This window comes from Ruegeria sp. AH7, from assembly GCF_056541325.1.
This window is the reverse complement of record NZ_JBQFYF010000005.1, coordinates 21685-38210: the sequence shown is the minus strand read 5'-3', so window position 1 is coordinate 38210 and position 16526 is coordinate 21685. Positions and strand designations below refer to the sequence as shown.

Genomic DNA, 16526 nt, shown 5'->3' with positions numbered 1-16526 from the left:
CGGAGCTAAAATGCCGCTTTATTCTCTTTCCTTTGGCGGCGTATTCTCTATATCGCGCAGCACTGTTGATGAGGATGCACTTGCGTATTCGTTTCGATCAGGGCCCTGCCGGTCCGGGAACCCGGTTTGACCGGCCATCCCACATCATCCGCGCGGACAGAGCGGATCAGGTGCCGCATGCGCTGGCGACCTTGGATGAGGCGCGCGCATCGGGCGGGTGGCTGGCCGGCTATGCCAGCTATGAGCTTGGCTACACGCTTGAGCCCCGTCTGGCTGCGCGACTACCAGAGGGGCGAAAGCTGCCTTTGCTGTGCTTTGGCGTCTATGACCTGCCAAAGCAAAGCGAATTGCCCAAAGCCTCGGGCGGTGTATCAAAGTTTCAGCCGCGTTGGGACGAGGCGCGATACAGCCGGGCGTTCAAATCCGTGCATGACGCAATCGGCGCGGGCGATATTTATCAGGCCAATCTGACATTCCCGATTGATCTGGAAATCGACGGCGACAGCGCCTCGCTTTATGCGGCGCTGACCTCGGGCCAGCCGGTCGGACACGGGGCGTTGGTTCAGCAAGACGGATTGCCCGATCTGCTCAGCCGCTCGCCCGAGTTGTTTATGCGTACAGATGAGGTCGGGCAGATCGAAACGCGTCCGATGAAAGGCACACAGCCGCGAAGCGAGGATATGGCCGAGGATGCCCGCCGCCGAAACTTCTTGTCCAGCGATGAGAAGAACCGGGCCGAGAACCTGATGATCGTTGATCTGCTGCGCAACGATATCAGCCGGGTTGCCCTGCCGGGGTCGGTTCATGTGCCTGAACTGTTCAAAGTCGAAACCTACGCGACTGTGCACCAGATGGTTTCGCTGGTGCGGGCAAAATTGCAGATTGGTGCTGGGCTGTCGGACATCCTAACGGCTCTCTTCCCGTGTGGGTCAATCACCGGTGCCCCCAAAATCCGCGCGATGGAGATATTGTCTGAGTTGGAGCCTTGGCCGCGCGACATCTATTGCGGCACAATTGGCTGGGCCGCGCCGGATGGCCGGTCCGAGTTCAACGTCGCCATCCGTACGCTTATGACGGAGGGTGGCAAAGCGACCCTGAATGTCGGCGGCGGCGTGGTCTGGGACAGCACGGCCCCATCGGAATACGAGGAGGCATTATGGAAAGCCCGCTTTGCCCACCAGTTGAGCCTGACTTCCGTCTGATCGAAACGCTCTGCTTTCGGCCCGGGCAAGGGTTCGAGCGGGAGGATCGGCACCTGAACCGTATGAGCCAAACAGCATCGGCTCTGGCCTTGCCGTTTGACCATGCCGCGGCGCAGGCGATGTTGTCCGAGGTGGAGTGTGATGTCGCCCTTCGGTGCAGGCTGACGATGGATGTCGCTGGTCAGTTCGATCTGACGGCCGCCCTCCTGGCGGACAATCCCCCACTCTGGCGACTTGCCGTCTCTAACATCAAGTTGAGTTCCGACGACATCTGGCTCCGCCACAAAACAACCCGTCGTGTGATCTATGATACTGCGCGCGCGTCGATGCCCAGAGCTGTGGATGAGTTGTTGTTTCTGAACGAGCGGGGCGAGCTGTGCGAGGGGTCAATCACCAATCTGTTCCTTGAAACACCCGACGGTCGTCACTTAACTCCGAAACTGTCGAGCGGGTTGTTGCCCGGTATCTTGCGAGAAGAGTTGCTGGAACAGGATTTTGCTGAGGCAGTACTGACGTTGAACGACTTGAAGGATGCGAAGGCGGTTTATATGGGGAATTCCCTGCGCGGCCTGATCCCGGCTGAGTTGGTGAGCCTGTGAATAGAAACGCGACATTAACAACCCCTCCGGTCGCGCTGACGCGCTTAAGGTTTGAGTTTTGCCTGTTTTTTATCGCAGCCCCTTTGGCCATCGCGGTTTTCCTGCCGCCCAACTGGATGTTTCCGGCGCTATTTGCCTTCACCGGTCTGGGTATCATTCTGCTGCACGCGACACCGGGGTTTCGCTGGGCCGAACTGAGATACGGCTGGGCGAATTGGTCGCTGCGTGAACTGGCGCTGTTTGCAGGGGCGACCGCTGCATTCTGTATCGCGCTGATCTATGTCACACGCCCGGACGCGGCTTTTGCGCTTCTACGGTACCGGCCCGAGTTGCTGGCCTTCATCTGGGTTGGCTATCCGTTGCTGTCTGCTTTACCACAGGAATTGCTGTTTCGCCCGTTATTCTTCCGCCGGTATCACGCCTTGCTACCCGAAAGACGCCGGGCAGACTTGCTGAACGCAGCCATCTTTTCCTTCGCTCATCTGATGTATTGGAGCTGGATTGTAGCCATCATGACCTTTGTTGGTGGGCTGTTCTTTAGCTGGGCCTATCGCAAGCGCGGTTCGTTCTTCTACGCGGTTTTGCTGCACGCGGTTGCGGGGAATATCATCTTTGCCGTGGGTCTGGGTGTGTATTTCTATTCAGGCAATGTGCAAAGGCGGTTCTGACCGCGCGACCTGCCTTGACTTTCCAAGCCTGACGGGGTGTATCGGCGCGACGAATTCTGCGCCCGAAGGGATATGATCCATGCACGCCTATCGCAGCCACACCTGCGCCGCTCTGACCGCCGCCAATGTTGGTGAAACCGTCCGCCTGTCCGGTTGGGTGCATCGTGTCCGAGATCATGGTGGCGTGTTGTTCATCGACCTGCGCGACCATTTCGGTGTGACACAAGTTCTGTGCGATGGCGACAGCGCGGCCTTTGCCGAACTGGAGAAGGTTCGGTCCGAATGGTGTATCCGCATCGATGGCACCGTCAAAGCGCGCGACGCCGATCTGGTGAACCCGAAACTGCCAACTGGTGAGATCGAGGTTTATGTGCGCGAACTAGAAGTTCTGGGCGCAGCCGACGAGCTGCCGCTGATGGTGTTTGGCGATCAGGAATACCCCGAGGAAACCCGCTTGCGCTATCGCTATCTGGACCTGCGCCGCGAGGCGATGCAGCAGAACATGACCCTGCGCTCGGACGTCGTGGCCTCGATGCGCCGCCGGATGTGGGATCAAGGCTTCCGTGAATACCAGACACCGATCATCACCGCCTCTTCGCCCGAAGGCGCGCGCGACTTCCTGGTGCCCTCGCGTCTGCACCCGGGCAAGTTCTACGCGCTGCCGCAAGCGCCTCAGCAGTTCAAACAGCTGATCATGGTGTCGGGTTTCGACAAGTATTTCCAGATCGCACCGTGCTTCCGCGACGAAGACCCGCGCGCGGATCGCTCGCCGACCGATTTTTACCAACTCGACCTTGAGATGTCGTTTGTCGAACAGCAGGACGTGTTCGACACAATCCAGCCCGTTCTGACCGGCGTGTTCGAAGAGTTCGGCGGTGGTCGCAAGGTTGATCAGGACTGGCCTCAGATCTCCTACAAGGATGCGGCCCTGTGGTACGGCAGCGACAAGCCCGACCTGCGGAACCCTATTAAAATGCAAGTGGTCTCCGACCACTTCCGCGGGTCTGGCTTCGCGATTTTCGCGAAGCTGTTGGAGCAGGACGGCACCGAAATCCGCGCCATCCCAGCGCCGACCGGGGGCAGCCGCAAGTTCTGTGATCGTATGAACGCGTTTGCCCAGAAAGAGGGTCTACCGGGGATGGGTTACATCTTCTGGCGTGATCAGGGCGAAGGGATGGAGGCCGCTGGCCCGCTGGCCAAGAACATCGGCCCCGAGCGAACCGAGGCAATCCGTCAACAGTTGGGTCTGGGCGTCGGCGACGCAGCGTTCTTCCTGGGTGGCAAGCCGAAAGCCTTTGAGAAGGTCGCTGGCAAGGCGCGCGATGTCATCGGCGAAGAACTGAACCTGACGGAAAAAGACCGTTTTGCGTTTGCGTGGATCGTGGATTTCCCGATCTATGAACAGGACGAGGAAACTGGCGCGATCGATTTCGAACACAACCCGTTCTCTATGCCGCAGGGCGGCATAGAGGCGTTGCAGGGCAACCCGCTGGATGTGCGCGGCTATCAGTACGATCTGGCCTGCAATGGGTATGAACTGGTTTCAGGCGCCATCCGAAACCATAAACCGGAAATCATGCTGAAAGCCTTTGAACTAGCCGGCTATGGCGAGGAAGAAGTCAAATCTCGCTTTGGCGCTTTGTTCAACGCGTTCCACTACGGCGCGCCGCCACACGGTGGTTGTGCTGCGGGTATCGACCGGATCGTGATGCTGCTGGCCGATGAAGCCAATATTCGCGAGGTCATGATGTTCCCCATGAACCAGCGCGCCGAAGACCTGATGATGGATGCACCGTCTGATCCGAGCTCGGATCAGTTGATGGAACTAGGTCTGCGGATCATTCCGCAGGATTAAGGTGCTTTAGTCAGATCGCTTAGACCCGCGGGCAGAGCGTGAAACCCAGATCGACTTGCCCCTGGCAGGTAACCGCGTCACAATTCCCTCCTCCGCGCATTGCGGGCGAGGGTGCGGCGACGCCGATTGAACTGGCGCGAAAACCCGAGGCTAGTCGATCAGCTTTTCAAACCCCTTTCGGTTGACCCGAATGGATCGGGCGGTTTGGCGGGTGTGGCGGTATATCCAGACGAACAGCAGTGATGCGGTGATAAAATATGCGGTTGCCATTTCAGATCGCCTCTCGCTGTTCCAGCCGTGTTTGAACAAGGCCCGCAACCTGCGCAGCCAGTGCCGTGATCGGGGTGCCTTGAGCGCGCGATTGGGCAAGCTTGCGCGCGGCTTCCGCAAGGACAGTATCTTCGGCCTCGCGCGCAACGCCCTGCAGAAACTGGGCGGCATAATCCAAGGTGCGTGGATCGGTGGGTCCGGCCAGAACATCTGCGATATGGGCCATGTCATCCTGATAAGCCAGAGGGTCCGGCTGAATGACCTCATCCCGGACCGAATGCAGGCCACTGGGGCGTCGATCTTCGGGCAGGCATTCAAGGATGGATTTCTGAAAATAAGACATGGATTTTAAAGGCTTGGGCAGGAAGCCATCCGCCCCGACGCTCTGAGCTACAGTCTGGTTTTCATCATCGCCTGACATGCCCAGAATCACGCTGATCCGTGGGGATGCCGCGCTGAGTTCAGCGATCAAATCGGCGCCCGATCCGTCCGGCAATCCCATATCCACCAGAATGACAGACGGGCGATAGATCTGCAGATGGCGGCGTGCGGATTTCAGACAGTCCGCGCGCCTGATCCTTGCCCCACTGTGCAGGCACATCAAACGAATGGCATCGCAGGCGTAGCGACTGTCTTCGACGACCAAAATGGTTTGCCCCAGCAGTGGCCGCGTTGCCGTGGGCGCGGCGATGGTGGTGGCGAAGGGGACCGAATCGTCCATGGCAGCTCTCCTATCCAACAGTTGGTTCACGCTAGGAACTTCTGGCTAACACAGGGTTAACGGGCGATTTGGCGCACTTGTTCTTTGCCAGGGCTGCCCCCATAACCCATGTAACGCAAGCTTGAGGAGACTAATATGATCGGACGCCTGAACCACGTCGCCATCGCCGTACCCGACCTAGAAGCCGCATCCGAGCAGTATAGTTCTGCGCTGGGCGCTAAGGTGGGTGCCCCGCAGGATGAGCCGGATCATGGTGTCACGGTCGTGTTCATCGAGCTGCCCAACACCAAAATCGAACTTCTGTATCCGCTGGGCGATGATAGTCCGATCAACGGGTTCCTCGAAAAAAACCCCGCAGGTGGCATTCACCATGTGTGCTATGAGGTCGAAGATATAATCGCAGCCCGCGATCACCTGAAAGAAACCGGTGCGCGTGTATTGGGCAGTGGCGAACCGAAAATTGGTGCGCATGGCAAACCCGTTTTGTTCTTGCATCCCAAGGATTTCAACGGCTGCCTGGTCGAGCTAGAGCAGGTATAATTCAAAGCCCGGAGGCCCCGAAATGACCATCACCGCTGCGCTGGTGCTGTTTGCAGTCATCTGGTTTTTGACGCTGCTTGTTGTGCTTCCCATTCGCATAAAAACGCAGGGCGATCTGGGCGATATCGTACCGGGCACCCATGCGGGCGCACCGGAAGTGCACTATATGAAGAAAAAGATATGGATCACGACCGGTATCACGTTCGTTCTGTGGGCGATCATCGCAGGGATCATCCTGTCCGGATGGATTTCGGTGCGGGATTTCGACTGGCTGAACCAGCTGGAACCCCGCTGATCGGTGTCAGGCTGTGCGGGCCGACACAGCGTGATAGATATGGGTGAACGTCGCAGCCCCGATAATTGGGATCACCAAATTCACCAGCGGGACCGAGAGCGGTATGGCCATCAGCGTACCTGCAAGCCAGATCGTGGAGGCATGCTTCGCGCGCAACTGGCGCGCGCCGTCGCGCCCCAACCGGCGCATTGCTGCCAAGGTAAAGTACTCGCGTCCTAGCAGGAATCCGTTCATTGCCCAGAAGATGAAAGGCGCGAATGGGGGGAACATAGCATAGAGGATCAGAGCCAGAAGGTTTGCCAGAATCAACACACCCATAAAGCTGAGACCGTCCATCACCGCTTCGCTGAGCGGGATGCGAGGGACGGGCGGCAGGTGGGTATAGTGCTTGTCTTCAACCGCTTGCGCCACCTCCTCCAGAAAGATCGAGGTGATGGCCGAGGCCACGGGCACCATAAGGAATACGGGCAGTATCATCACCAAAAAGATGCCCGAGTAGTTCAGTACATCGTTCAGCCAAGACACCTCGCCGACGAAAGGCAGCGAGATTTCACTGCCGGACAAGGAATTGATGAACCAGATGGCGCCCGCGCAGGCGAGAAAGAGCAAAAGGATCGTCAGCCCGATTCCACGCAGCAAAACAGACCGGAACTTTGGGTCGCCGACCTGACCGAGCGCTGCAAAAAACGCGTTGAGGATGATCATTCAGAAACCCAGTCGGTCAGTGCATCAATGTCAGGGCGAGGGCGTTCAGGGGGGATGGCGCCTTCGGTGGCGATATGGATCAGCCCGGCCAAACGTTCGTTATCGGCCAACCCGAATGCTGCTTTACAGAATGCGGGGTCATGAGATTGCCAGCCAGACAACCAGTTCGCACCCCAGCCCGCGGCCAATGCGGCGTTCAGCAAGGCAAGGCAAACAGCCCCGGCAGAATAGGTCTGTTCAATCGATGGGATTTTCTCTGAAGGTTTTTGAACCTCTACAACAGCGACGGCCAGATGTCCAAGGTCAAACTGACTGCGGGCCTTGGCTATATCTTCCGGCGTTTTTCCAAGCGACTGCCCACATGTCTCGGTCAACTTCGCCAGACGAGCCATCGCGCCATTTTCGATCACGATAAAGCGCCAGGGCTCTAGCTTGCCGTGATCCGGACTGCGCGCAGCGGCTGTCAGCAAAGGCAATAGTTGATCCCGCGTCGGTGCCGGAGCGACCAGCGTCTTTGCAGGCCGAGACCGGCGCGACAACAAAAACTCCAATGCGGAAGGGTTTTTCAGGGACATATGTTAACTTCCTTTACATCAGCTCTGTCTATCTTGGGCGGTGTAGCTGGCGTTTCAAGGGCGCGCTTATGTATTTGGCGGATCAATTTCACTTCAACCTGTGCCGTGCAAGTGGAATAGCGCATAAAATTCCGGCTGCGCCGCCTGAACGCGGCGCGGGTTTTTAGGGCTGGGCAGATTGGTTCGAGGGTCTATTCACGCTGATCCAGTGTTTCTCGGATCTGGTAAACACCTTCGGGCAAATCTAGGGCCGCCGCCAGATCACGCACCTGTTCAGGCGACAGGGTAATCTTCTGAATTTGCTCGGTCCGGGGGTCCAGTTGTTCCAGAGTCACACATTCGGCAAAACTGTTGATGACGACATCCTCGTGTAAAGGCTTGGGGCCTTCATCCACCAGAGTAATGACTGTCGAGTCGAATTCATGCTCAATCGAAAACATGAAGTCAGAGTGCAGCCCACAGCCTCTCAATGCAACCCGCAACTGATCGAAACCGCAGTGGTACTGACCGTCGGGTATGACTATGTTGGGCTGAAAGCCTGATCGGCAAAAGGAACAATCCATGCATCGCTTTGCTCTGCTTATGTCGGCCGTGTTTCTTGCGGCGTGCTCAACAGGTGAGTTGCGTTTGGTTCCTGCTGAGGAGTGGCGCGGGCTGACACCCGACGAGGCTGCCAGTGCTGCGGCCTTTCGGGCTGTGAGCCGAGAAGTTGGTCAGGAGGCGCGTACGCAATGCAAGCGGTCCGCCAGCGCAGAGAATTGTGATTTTGGCATTTTTGTCGATTTGAATCCGTCTGCCCCACCAAATGCATTTCAAACTTTGGATGATCAAAAGCGGCCTGCCATCATCTTTACCCGGTCGATGATCGAATCGACCCGGAACACTGATGAACTGGCCTTCGTGATGGGACATGAAGCGGCGCACCACGTACTGAACCACATTGCCCGACAAAGTAAGAACGCCAGCATAGGTGCTGCGAAATTTGGTGAGGCGGAACGTATACGGGGTAAGGGGGACGCCGCTGTGGAGCGGGCGCAGAAGCTGGGGGCGAAGGTTGGGGTGCAGGCCTATGTTCAGGACTTTGAGCTTGAAGCAGACCAACTAGGAACGATCATAACCTTCAACGCTGGTTACAACCCGTTGGTTGGCGCAAAATACTTTGATCGCATCCCAGATCCCGGAGACAGCTTTCTGGGAACCCACCCCCCGAATGCCGAGCGGGTTCAGATTGTTCTGGAAACCTCTCGCAAACTAGGGCTGTCGCCGTGACAGAACTGGTGCGGCTGGGTGTGATCCTGACGGATCGCGGATCAAAATACGCGGTCTCAGGTGCGGCGGTGTCGTCACGTACACAGGTCGATGCGGTACTGACTGCGTTGAAACGTGATAAGTCCTACTCCAAAGCCACTCACAATACCTGGGCCGCGACCCTACCGACGGGGTCACTCAAGGCCGATGACGGGGAAAGCGGCGCGGGCATGGTCATCCTGCGGATGATGGAGCGCGAAGAACTGCAGAATCACGTGATCATCGTCACCCGTTGGTACGGCGGGAAAAAGCTGGGCGGTGATCGTTTTCGGCGTGTTCAAGATGCAACGCGCGCCTATTTGGACCATATCGCGGCTTCTGCTTGACCTGAATCAAGGTTTTGCCTTGGCCAGCGGATACCTTTCCCTCGTGGCGCGACAGGGAAAGGACAGGACATGCCCAGCCGAGAGACTTTGCGATTGCACGCCGGATTGGTCGACGACATGGCGCGGATGCTGGATATCGACCTGCAGGAAACCGCTATCGAAGGCGGCATATCGATTGATCAGATTTCGGATGCTGTTGTCCGGTGTGCCGATTGCCCAAACCCGATACACTGCCAAAACCTGTTGCAGAATGCCGACGCGCTGGATCGTGCGCCGGAATATTGCCGCAACCAGGAGTTGCTGCACAAGCTAAGACCCTAACAACGGTGATCTGATGCCACGGCTCGGAGATATCATGACCCACCTCCGTTTGGTCTTACGGATGGGTCAGGCGACCGGCACCGATCTTGTTGCTGCGCATCGCACAGGTCATCTCAGTCAGGCAGACTGGGCCGAGATGATCCGGTGTTGCCGTGGCTGCATGTGGGCAAAGCAATGCCCTGAATGGCTGAACGAGCGCGAAGTCGCTGCAGCCGTCCCTAACAGATGTCCAAATCGAGCACGGTTCGCGGCGCTGAAACGCGCGCAGATGGAAGACGCCTGATGCCCCGTCAAATGCTGGGCCAGATTGAAAAGCACTTCTGGTTGACACGTTCTGTAGCGCGTTCAATGGGCATTTCTTTCACTGAAGTGATTGCCGAAGGGCGACTTTCCGCCGAAGGATATGCGGCATTGGCGACGCGTTGCAGGGCGGCGGGCTGCAGCAAGGAATGCGCGATCTGGTTGGCTAAGAACCGAGATATCGCAACGTCGGCGCCCGAGTTTTGTGCAAATGCCGATCAGCTTGCTGCCTTGCGCTAACGGTCAAATCTTCGAATGTGATCCATCGCACAAAGGGGCTTTCTGGCTGTGCTTGCAGCAGCAGAAAAACACCTTTTTGTTGGATTCAGCCGTGTATTTCAGGGGTTCAAAGTCCGTACCCTTATGCGATCCATCACAAAATGGCTGCTTCGCTGATCGGCCGCATGCGCACCAGAAATAGGTCTTGCCCTCGGCAACATCGATGGGAACGGGTTCCTTTTTGGCAATGATTGGTGCGTCTGACATGTGGCTCCTCCGATCTTGGCTGATGTCACCTAGAAGAGTAAGGCAATGCCCTGGAAAGGGTAGGGCAAATACAAATCGTGTTCAGATAGACGGTTACACAGGCATAGGTTCGCTGCCGATCACCGGTTCGTGATCGATTCTGTTGCCAGAGTGTTTTTCTGACTTTATCCTGAAAATGGCCCCGAAAAACTGGGCAATATCAGAAAAGTAATAGAGGAAAGACGGACATGAAACTGAAACTCGCTGCTGTTGGCGCCTTCGCACTGATCCTGACTGCCTGCGCGCAGCAGGAAGAACCTACGCCTGTCTACGTACAGCCAAGCTATGACAAGGCTGGCACACCAAGCTGCCCGGGCGGGTATGACCTGGCGACGACCGAAGCAGGTGAGACCGTCTGTAACCCGGTTACACAATAAGCTTTCTGCAGGCGGTCCAGTCTGGGCCGCCTGTCCCCCAAGCGAATGAGGCCGCCTGCTAGGCGGTTTTTTGTTTTGTGCTTAATTTGGACATACGAGCGACCCAGTCACGAATGACGCTGCTCAGTTGATCTTTCCCCACAGGTCATATTCACCAGCTTCGTCAACCGTTACCTGTAGAATGTCGCCCGGTTTAAGGTTTTCGAACCGCTCGTCAATGAACAGGTTCCCATCAATTTCCGGTGCATCGGCTTTGGTGCGGCAGGTGGCGGCCTCGGCATCCACTTCGTCTACGATCACCTGGATGGTTTGCCCGACCTTGGCCTGAAGCTTCGCCTCGGAAATCGCCTGTGCTTTCTCCATAAAGCGTTCCCACCGGTCTTGTTTGACCTCGTCGGGAACATGATCCGGCAAATCGTTCGAGCGTGCGCCAGCGACGTTTTCGTATTGAAAACAGCCAACGCGATCTAGCTGCGCCTCATCCATCCAGTCTAGCAACGTTTGAAACTCGGCCTCTGACTCGCCCGGGTAGCCAACGATAAAGGTCGAACGCAGCGTGATGTCAGGGCATATGGCACGCCACGCCCGGATCTCATCCAGAGTTTTTGCGGCTGCCGCAGGGCGCGCCATGCGTTTCAGAACATCCGGGTGCGCGTGTTGGAACGGGATATCCAGATAAGGCAACACGTTGCATCCGGCATCCGCCATCAGCGGGATCAATTCGCGCACATGCGGGTAGGGGTAGACATAGTGCAGACGCACCCACGCATCCAACTGCCCCAGCTCACGCGCCAGATCGGTGATATGGCTGCGGATCTCGCGATTTTTCCAGGGATTCACATCGTATTTCCGATCCAAACCATAAGCCGAGGTATCCTGCGAGATCACCAGCAACTCGCGTACGCCGTTATCGACTAATTTTTCTGCCTCCCGCAGCACCGCATGGGCCGGGCGGCTGGCCAGCTTCCCACGCATGTCGGGGATGATGCAGAACTTGCATTTGTGGTTACAGCCTTCCGAAATTTTCAAATAGCTGTAGTGGCGCGGGGTTAGTTGCACGCTGCTGGCAGGTAGCAGGTCGACGAACGGGTCCGGGTCCGGCGGAACCGCCGAATGTACCGCATCCAGAACCTGTTCGTATTGATGGGGTCCGGTGACGGCCATGATGCGCGGGTGATGTTCGCGGATATAATCCGGTTCCGCCCCAAGGCAGCCGGTGACGATCACTTTGCCGTTTTCAACCAGTGCTTCACCAATCGCATCCAGCGACTCGGCTTTGGCACTGTCCAGAAACCCACAGGTGTTCACGATGACGGCATCGGCCCCGGCATAATCGGGTGAGATACCATATCCTTCGGCCCTCAGGCGGGTCAGGATGCGCTCGCTGTCGACCAGTGCTTTGGGGCAACCCAACGACACCATGCCAATGGTTGGCTGGTTTGAACGGGACGTCTCGGGCATCCGGGCGGCGGGCGCCAGGTCGGGGCGTAGATTTGGCGGGTTTGTGGTCATGGCGCGGCATATAGTGGGGAAAGCTTCCCCTTGCAAATGTCGCGATGCATTTGGATGATGAAATCAAACAGGCCAGCAGGTGGAGAGCAGACACATGAAATGGCTAATACGCATCGTGTTCATTCTGGTCGCTGTTGTTGGGCTGGTCATTGGTGCCTTACTGCTGATGCCTGGCGACAAGCTGGCCAAAATCTTGTCCGAGCAGGTGAAGGCCCAAACCGGCCGCGATCTGACCCTGACAGGTGACGTAAACCTGTCGTTCTGGCCAGTTCTGGGTATGGAAACCGGTCCTGTGACATTCGGCAACGCCCTCTGGGCCGGTCCCGAACCGATGCTAAGCGCGCAAAGCCTTGCTGTGGGTGTTGATGCCGCCGCTCTGCTGGCAGGTGATTTGAAGATCAAACGTGTCTTTGCAGATAATCCTGTTCTGCGCCTCGAACTGTCAGAGGGGCGGGGAAACTGGGTGTTGGGCGCGCCTTCTTCTGCATCGTCCGGAGGTGGTAGCGCCTCTAGCGCAGCGCCAACTGAATCGAGTGCAGCGGTGACGCTGGAACGGTTAGAGCTTACGGACGCCCGCCTCATCTACATTGAAAACGGCGAAACCCAGATGGATTTCTCGGGTGTGACGCTGTCGGCCAGCTGGCCTGATGTGTCGGCCCCTATGGTCATGCAGGCCAACATGGGTGTGCCGGGCGGTGCGGTGCAGGTGGACCTGAAGATCCCCGATCTACCTGCGTTTTCCGCTGGTGAGGTGACGCCCCTAGAACTGTCATTGAAAGCGCCTGGTGGCGAGATAGGGTTCGACGGTCGGGTCAACCTGTCCGGAGAGATGGACGGAAAAACACTAATCACCACCCAAAGCACTGAAAAGATGTTAGCCGCTTTCGGTCAGGGAGGTGTCGGCGTTCCCTATGGCTTGGGTCAGACGGCGGATATCTCGACCCAGATGACCTACACAAAAGACGGGAAGGTGTCACTGCGCGATATGGTGGCCCAGCTTGATAACAACCGTTTTGCGGGCGAAGCCGATATCACGATTGCCACGACGCCGAACATCGTCGCCCGGTTGGACGCGGGGGCGTTGGATCTGACCAAGGCAACTGGCGCGGTGGAGGGATCGGATGGGGGGTCGGCGCCCTCAGCCAGCGAAGGCTGGTCCAAAGACCCGATTGATGCATCGGCCTTGTCTCTGGCGAATGGCCAAATTCGCCTGACCGCGAAGTCTATTGCGGTTCCGGGCATGGAGTTTGGCGCGTCGGACCTTACACTCAGTTTGGATCGCGCTCGCGCGGTGTTGGAAATGCAGCCCGCGACGTTGTTTTCCGGTCAGCTGAACGGGCAGGTGGTCGCGAACAATCGAAACGGCTTGTCCGTGGGCGGCAACCTGAAAGCCAGCGGCCTCGATCTGCAACAGGCGTTAACGACCCTCGCAGGGGTAGAGCGCCTGTCCGGTACCGCATCAGGGGCGGTCGAGTTTCTGGGGGTGGGGCAGACCGAAGATCAGATCATGCGCTCGCTCAGCGGCAAGGGCAACGTAGATGTTGAGAGCGGTGTGATCTCAGGCTTTGATCTGGATCGGCTTATGGGCCGCGGCACGGGATCAGGCGGCACAACGGTGTTTAACAGCCTGACCGCCAGCTATGTGATCGACAAAGGTGTGCTGACCAATAATGACCTGTTGATGTCGCTTAAGAACTTCCGCGCCGATGGCAAAGGCAGCGTCAATCTGGGTTCGCGTAGCATCGATTATCTGTTCACGCCAACCGCGCTGCGGGCCAATTCTGGCGATGGTATTTCGGTCCCGGTGCGCATTGAAGGGCCGTGGAGCAACCCCTCGATCAAACCCGATCTCACGAAAGTCATCGAGGCTGCGGCTGAAGGGAAGGTCAAGGAACTGGAAGACAGCGCCAAACAGAAGGTGTTCGACAAGGTCGGGCAAGAGCTGGACACAACTGTGACTGATAGCGATCAGATCGAAGACGCGCTGAAGAACAAGCTGGAGGAAGAGGCCAAGAAAGGCCTGCTGAAATTGTTCGGCGGCGATTGAGCTGACTGGGCTGGGGCCTCAGCGCCCCTTGTCCTTAGATAGTCTGATCGTAGTCACCGACTCCGGGCTCCGAGCGGATCACGGCATCGATATCCGAAAAGATGGCGCGCATTTCGGCCTCGCTTTCGCTGCTTTCGCAGACAACCACTAGGTTGGGTGTGTTCGAAGACGCACGCACCAACCCCCAACTGCCATTGTCCAGAATGACGCGGGCACCGTTGACGGTCACCACCTCTTTGATCGCGCGGCCCGCAAGGCTTTCGCCCGCTTCTGCTTTGGCGACCAGCTTGTCGACCAGCCGGTTCAGAATATCGTATTTTTCTGTATCCGCCGCGTAGGGCGACATGGTTGGTGTGGACCATGTCTTAGGCAAGGCCTTGCGCAGGTCCGACATGCTTTGGTCCGGATTACGATCCATCAGCTTGCAAATCTCAACGGCGACGCGCATGCCGCAGTCGTAACCACGCCCGACCGGTTCGGCCAGAAAGTAGTGCCCGGATTTCTCGAACCCTGCTAAAGCGCCAATCTCTTTGACGCGCCGTTTCATGTGGCTGTGCCCGGTTTTCCAATAGTCGGCTTTGATGCCCAGGGCCTGTAGCTTTGGGTCGCTGGCGAATAGGCCAGTGGATTTCACATCCGCAACAAATGTCGCCCCTGGATGTAGTTTGGCAAGATCGCGGGCCATGATGACACCGACCTTGTCGGCGAATATCTCTTCGCCTTCATCATCGACAACACCGCAACGATCGCCGTCCCCGTCAAAGCCAAGCGCCAGATCGGCACCGCTTGATTTAACGGTATCGGCCATGTCGTGCAGCATCTCCATGGCTTCTGGATTAGGGTTGTAGTTGGGGAACGTGTAGTCCAGCCGGGTGTGGCTGGGCACGACTTCAACCCCGATCCGTTCGAGGACTTCGGGCGCGAACGCTGAAGCTGTGCCGTTTCCGGTGGCGCAAACCACTTTCAGCGGGCGAGTCATTTTGAAATCGCCAACCAGATCGTCGATATAGGCGTCTTTCACGCCATCGACGAACTCATATGACCCGCCTGATTGGGGCTGCCCTTCGCCGCTCAGAACGATGTCGCGCAGCTCGGCCATCTCATCAGGGCCGTGGGTCAGAGGACGCTCGAACCCCATCTTCACGCCGGTCCAGCCGTTTGGATTGTGGCTGGCCGTGACCATGGCGACGGCCGGAACGTCCAAATGAAACTGCGCGAAATAGGCCATGGGGCTGAGCGCCGGGCCAATGTCCTTGACCTGAATACCCGCCTGTATCAGCCCCAGGATCAGCGCGTTTTTGATCGATAGGGAATAGTCGCGGTAATCGTTTCCAACCGCTATGACAGGCTCGATCCCGCGCCGCTGAATTTGTGTGCCCAAACCCAGGCCAAGCGCCGTCATCCCGGGCAGGTTGATCTCTTCTGGGTATTTCCAGCGCGCGTCATATTCCCGAAACCCTGTGGGCTTGATCATTGCGTCGCGCAGAAAGCTCCAGGTGTTAGGGGACACCTCGGGGATAGGTTTGGTCACAACAGCACTCAATCGTTAAATCTGGATGGGGTTCGCTTTGGCGAGCTCATCGAAACGCATCAATGTGTCGATGAGTTTTGGCATTTGGTCTAGCGGGATCATGTTTGGACCATCCGAAGGTGCGCCATCTGGTTCTTGGTGCGTTTCAATAAAAACAGCACCAATACCGAGAGACACAGCGGCTCGTGCCATAACGGGAGCAAACTCACGCTGGCCGCCAGATGAACCGCCTTGACCGCCCGGCTGCTGTACCGAGTGGGTCGCGTCCATCACAACCGGATAGCCTGTCTTGGCCATCTCGGGCAGTCCTCGCATGTCGGCCACCAAGGTGTTGTAGCCAAAAGACGTACCGCGTTCTGTCAAAAGAATGTTCTGGTTCCCGGTGCTTTCAATCTTGTCGACGATATTGCCCATCTCCCACGGGGCCAGAAATTGCCCCTTTTTAACATTGACCACAGCACCGGTGTTTCCGGCAGCCAACAGCATATCCGTTTGACGGCACAGGAAGGCAGGGATCTGCAAGACATCCACCGCCTCTGCGGCGATGGCGCATTGGGCTTCGGTGTGGACGTCTGTCAACACCGGCACACCAATGGTTTTACGGATGTCGTCCAGAACTTTCAGCCCCGCATCAATACCCATACCGCGTTTGCCCGACAGCGAGGTCCGGTTGGCCTTGTCATACGAGGCCTTGAACACGTATTGCGCGCCCGCAGCCTCGCAGGCTTCTTTCATCTTGCCCGCAATCATCTGGGCATGTTCGGCTGTTTCAAGCTGGCACGGACCGGCAATAATGGTCAGCGGAAGATCGTTGCCGACCGTCAGGTCGGAGATTTTGACATGTTTCAT

21 protein-coding genes are annotated in these 16526 nt (G+C 57.4%); 13 read left to right on the top strand and 8 right to left on the bottom strand.

Features of this window, described 5'->3' with window-relative positions; all coding sequences use genetic code 11:
* The first annotated feature begins 74 nt into the window (after positions 1-74).
* The 4 genes from ACR0JX_RS12690 to aspS all read left to right on the top strand — a co-directional run bounded on the left by ACR0JX_RS12690 (position 75) and on the right by aspS (position 4324).
* Entirely contained in the window at positions 75-1202 is a 1128-nt protein-coding gene (locus tag ACR0JX_RS12690) for an aminodeoxychorismate synthase component I (RefSeq protein WP_480544489.1), read from the top strand.
* Positions 1157-1801 (top strand): aminotransferase class IV family protein, encoded by a 645-nt coding sequence (locus ACR0JX_RS12685; RefSeq protein WP_480544182.1) that lies wholly within the window; start codon positions 1157-1159, stop codon positions 1799-1801. Before ACR0JX_RS12690 ends, ACR0JX_RS12685 begins: the two co-directional genes overlap by 46 nt.
* Positions 1798-2469 (top strand): CPBP family intramembrane glutamic endopeptidase, encoded by a 672-nt coding sequence (locus tag ACR0JX_RS12680; protein ID WP_480544181.1) that lies wholly within the window; start codon positions 1798-1800, stop codon positions 2467-2469. Before ACR0JX_RS12685 ends, ACR0JX_RS12680 begins: the two co-directional genes overlap by 4 nt.
* 79 nt (positions 2470-2548) lie before the next feature.
* Positions 2549-4324, top strand: a complete 1776-nt coding sequence (gene aspS, locus ACR0JX_RS12675; protein ID WP_480544180.1) for an aspartate--tRNA ligase — start codon at positions 2549-2551, stop codon at positions 4322-4324.
* Positions 4325-4595: 271 nt separating this feature from the next.
* Here the strand turns inward: aspS and ACR0JX_RS12670 are convergent, their stop codons facing one another.
* A complete protein-coding gene (locus ACR0JX_RS12670) occupies positions 4596-5315 on the bottom strand; it encodes a response regulator (protein WP_480544179.1) in 720 nt (239 codons plus the stop codon).
* Positions 5316-5450: 135 nt separating this feature from the next.
* On the opposite strand from ACR0JX_RS12670, the gene mce reads away from it, so the two are divergent.
* Both mce and ACR0JX_RS12660 read left to right on the top strand, forming a co-directional pair.
* Positions 5451-5855 carry a methylmalonyl-CoA epimerase gene (mce, locus tag ACR0JX_RS12665; RefSeq protein WP_480544178.1) on the top strand — a complete coding sequence of 135 codons (405 nt, stop codon included), beginning with the start codon at positions 5451-5453 and terminating at the stop codon, positions 5853-5855.
* Between the two features lie 22 nt (positions 5856-5877).
* Positions 5878-6150 (top strand): DUF1467 family protein, encoded by a 273-nt coding sequence (locus tag ACR0JX_RS12660; protein WP_480544177.1) that lies wholly within the window; start codon positions 5878-5880, stop codon positions 6148-6150.
* A gap of 6 nt (positions 6151-6156) precedes the next feature.
* Here ACR0JX_RS12660 and ACR0JX_RS12655 read toward each other — a convergent pair whose 3' ends face one another.
* From ACR0JX_RS12655 to ACR0JX_RS12645, 3 genes are all read right to left on the bottom strand, one after another.
* Positions 6157-6855: an EI24 domain-containing protein gene (locus tag ACR0JX_RS12655; RefSeq protein WP_480544176.1), complete on the bottom strand. Its 699-nt coding sequence runs from the start codon at positions 6853-6855 to the stop codon at positions 6157-6159.
* Complete coding sequence (locus ACR0JX_RS12650) at positions 6852-7430, bottom strand: nitroreductase family protein (protein ID WP_480544175.1); 579 nt, start codon at positions 7428-7430, stop codon at positions 6852-6854. The genes ACR0JX_RS12655 and ACR0JX_RS12650 overlap by 4 nt, the downstream gene beginning before the upstream one ends.
* Positions 7431-7621: 191 nt before the next feature.
* Positions 7622-7870 (bottom strand): hypothetical protein, encoded by a 249-nt coding sequence (locus tag ACR0JX_RS12645; RefSeq protein WP_353010497.1) that lies wholly within the window; start codon positions 7868-7870, stop codon positions 7622-7624.
* Positions 7871-7991: 121 nt separating this feature from the next.
* Here ACR0JX_RS12645 and ACR0JX_RS12640 point away from each other — a divergent pair, with 121 nt between their 5' ends.
* The 5 genes from ACR0JX_RS12640 (at position 7992) to ACR0JX_RS12620 (ending at position 9925) form a co-directional block, all read left to right on the top strand.
* On the top strand, positions 7992-8699 hold the full coding sequence (locus tag ACR0JX_RS12640; RefSeq protein WP_480544174.1) for a M48 family metallopeptidase: 708 nt from the start codon (positions 7992-7994) through the stop codon (positions 8697-8699).
* Complete coding sequence (locus ACR0JX_RS12635) at positions 8696-9064, top strand: YigZ family protein (protein WP_480544173.1); 369 nt, start codon at positions 8696-8698, stop codon at positions 9062-9064. Before ACR0JX_RS12640 ends, ACR0JX_RS12635 begins: the two co-directional genes overlap by 4 nt.
* A gap of 69 nt (positions 9065-9133) precedes the next feature.
* Complete coding sequence (locus tag ACR0JX_RS12630; RefSeq protein WP_480544172.1) at positions 9134-9385, top strand: DUF6455 family protein; 252 nt, start codon at positions 9134-9136, stop codon at positions 9383-9385.
* Between the two features lie 13 nt (positions 9386-9398).
* Complete coding sequence (locus tag ACR0JX_RS12625; RefSeq protein WP_480544171.1) at positions 9399-9668, top strand: DUF6455 family protein; 270 nt, start codon at positions 9399-9401, stop codon at positions 9666-9668.
* The gene (locus ACR0JX_RS12620; protein WP_480544169.1) at positions 9668-9925 is read left to right on the top strand and encodes a DUF6455 family protein; all 258 of its coding nucleotides are present in this window, start codon (positions 9668-9670) and stop codon (positions 9923-9925) included. Before ACR0JX_RS12625 ends, ACR0JX_RS12620 begins: the two co-directional genes overlap by 1 nt.
* Before the next feature lie 3 nt (positions 9926-9928).
* Here the strand turns inward: ACR0JX_RS12620 and ACR0JX_RS12615 are convergent, their stop codons facing one another.
* A complete protein-coding gene (locus ACR0JX_RS12615; RefSeq protein WP_480544167.1) occupies positions 9929-10171 on the bottom strand; it encodes a CDGSH iron-sulfur domain-containing protein in 243 nt (80 codons plus the stop codon).
* A gap of 227 nt (positions 10172-10398) precedes the next feature.
* On the opposite strand from ACR0JX_RS12615, the gene ACR0JX_RS12610 reads away from it, so the two are divergent.
* Positions 10399-10587: a hypothetical protein gene (locus tag ACR0JX_RS12610; protein WP_170536329.1), complete on the top strand. Its 189-nt coding sequence runs from the start codon at positions 10399-10401 to the stop codon at positions 10585-10587.
* A 123-nt stretch (positions 10588-10710) separates the two neighbouring features.
* On the opposite strand, the gene rimO is transcribed toward ACR0JX_RS12610, so the two are convergent.
* On the bottom strand, positions 10711-12099 hold the full coding sequence (gene rimO / locus ACR0JX_RS12605) for a 30S ribosomal protein S12 methylthiotransferase RimO (protein WP_480544165.1): 1389 nt from the start codon (positions 12097-12099) through the stop codon (positions 10711-10713).
* Between the two features lie 94 nt (positions 12100-12193).
* On the opposite strand from rimO, the gene ACR0JX_RS12600 reads away from it, so the two are divergent.
* A complete protein-coding gene (locus ACR0JX_RS12600) occupies positions 12194-14146 on the top strand; it encodes an AsmA family protein (protein ID WP_480544163.1) in 1953 nt (650 codons plus the stop codon).
* Positions 14147-14180: 34 nt separating this feature from the next.
* On the opposite strand, the gene ACR0JX_RS12595 is transcribed toward ACR0JX_RS12600, so the two are convergent.
* A complete protein-coding gene (locus tag ACR0JX_RS12595) occupies positions 14181-15677 on the bottom strand; it encodes a phosphomannomutase/phosphoglucomutase (RefSeq protein WP_480544161.1) in 1497 nt (498 codons plus the stop codon).
* 15 nt (positions 15678-15692) lie between these two features.
* Positions 15693-16526, bottom strand: a complete 834-nt coding sequence (gene kdsA / locus ACR0JX_RS12590; RefSeq protein ID WP_480544159.1) for a 3-deoxy-8-phosphooctulonate synthase — start codon at positions 16524-16526, stop codon at positions 15693-15695.

Bases quoted from the DNA above. Each gene is read 5' to 3' on its own strand.
- ACR0JX_RS12670 (WP_480544179.1), bottom strand. From the start codon at position 5,315: ATGGACGATTCGGTCCCCTTCGCCACCACCATCGCCGCGCCCACGGCA.
- ACR0JX_RS12615 (WP_480544167.1), bottom strand. From the start codon at position 10,171: ATGTCAGACGCACCAATCATTGCCAAAAAGGAACCCGTTCCCATCGAT.
- mce (WP_480544178.1), top strand. From the start codon at position 5,451: ATGATCGGACGCCTGAACCACGTCGCCATCGCCGTACCCGACCTAGAA.
- ACR0JX_RS12625 (WP_480544171.1), top strand. From the start codon at position 9,399: ATGCCACGGCTCGGAGATATCATGACCCACCTCCGTTTGGTCTTACGG.
- ACR0JX_RS12645 (WP_353010497.1), bottom strand. From the start codon at position 7,870: ATGTTTTCGATTGAGCATGAATTCGACTCGACAGTCATTACTCTGGTG.
- ACR0JX_RS12620 (WP_480544169.1), top strand. From the start codon at position 9,668: ATGCCCCGTCAAATGCTGGGCCAGATTGAAAAGCACTTCTGGTTGACA.
- ACR0JX_RS12685 (WP_480544182.1), top strand. From the start codon at position 1,157: ATGGAAAGCCCGCTTTGCCCACCAGTTGAGCCTGACTTCCGTCTGATC.
- ACR0JX_RS12690 (WP_480544489.1), top strand. From the start codon at position 75: ATGCACTTGCGTATTCGTTTCGATCAGGGCCCTGCCGGTCCGGGAACC.
- ACR0JX_RS12610 (WP_170536329.1), top strand. From the start codon at position 10,399: ATGAAACTGAAACTCGCTGCTGTTGGCGCCTTCGCACTGATCCTGACT.
- ACR0JX_RS12630 (WP_480544172.1), top strand. From the start codon at position 9,134: ATGCCCAGCCGAGAGACTTTGCGATTGCACGCCGGATTGGTCGACGAC.
- kdsA (WP_480544159.1), bottom strand. From the start codon at position 16,526: ATGAAACATGTCAAAATCTCCGACCTGACGGTCGGCAACGATCTTCCG.
- rimO (WP_480544165.1), bottom strand. From the start codon at position 12,099: ATGACCACAAACCCGCCAAATCTACGCCCCGACCTGGCGCCCGCCGCC.
- ACR0JX_RS12655 (WP_480544176.1), bottom strand. From the start codon at position 6,855: ATGATCATCCTCAACGCGTTTTTTGCAGCGCTCGGTCAGGTCGGCGAC.
- aspS (WP_480544180.1), top strand. From the start codon at position 2,549: ATGCACGCCTATCGCAGCCACACCTGCGCCGCTCTGACCGCCGCCAAT.
- ACR0JX_RS12660 (WP_480544177.1), top strand. From the start codon at position 5,878: ATGACCATCACCGCTGCGCTGGTGCTGTTTGCAGTCATCTGGTTTTTG.
- ACR0JX_RS12600 (WP_480544163.1), top strand. From the start codon at position 12,194: ATGAAATGGCTAATACGCATCGTGTTCATTCTGGTCGCTGTTGTTGGG.
- ACR0JX_RS12650 (WP_480544175.1), bottom strand. From the start codon at position 7,430: ATGTCCCTGAAAAACCCTTCCGCATTGGAGTTTTTGTTGTCGCGCCGG.
- ACR0JX_RS12640 (WP_480544174.1), top strand. From the start codon at position 7,992: ATGCATCGCTTTGCTCTGCTTATGTCGGCCGTGTTTCTTGCGGCGTGC.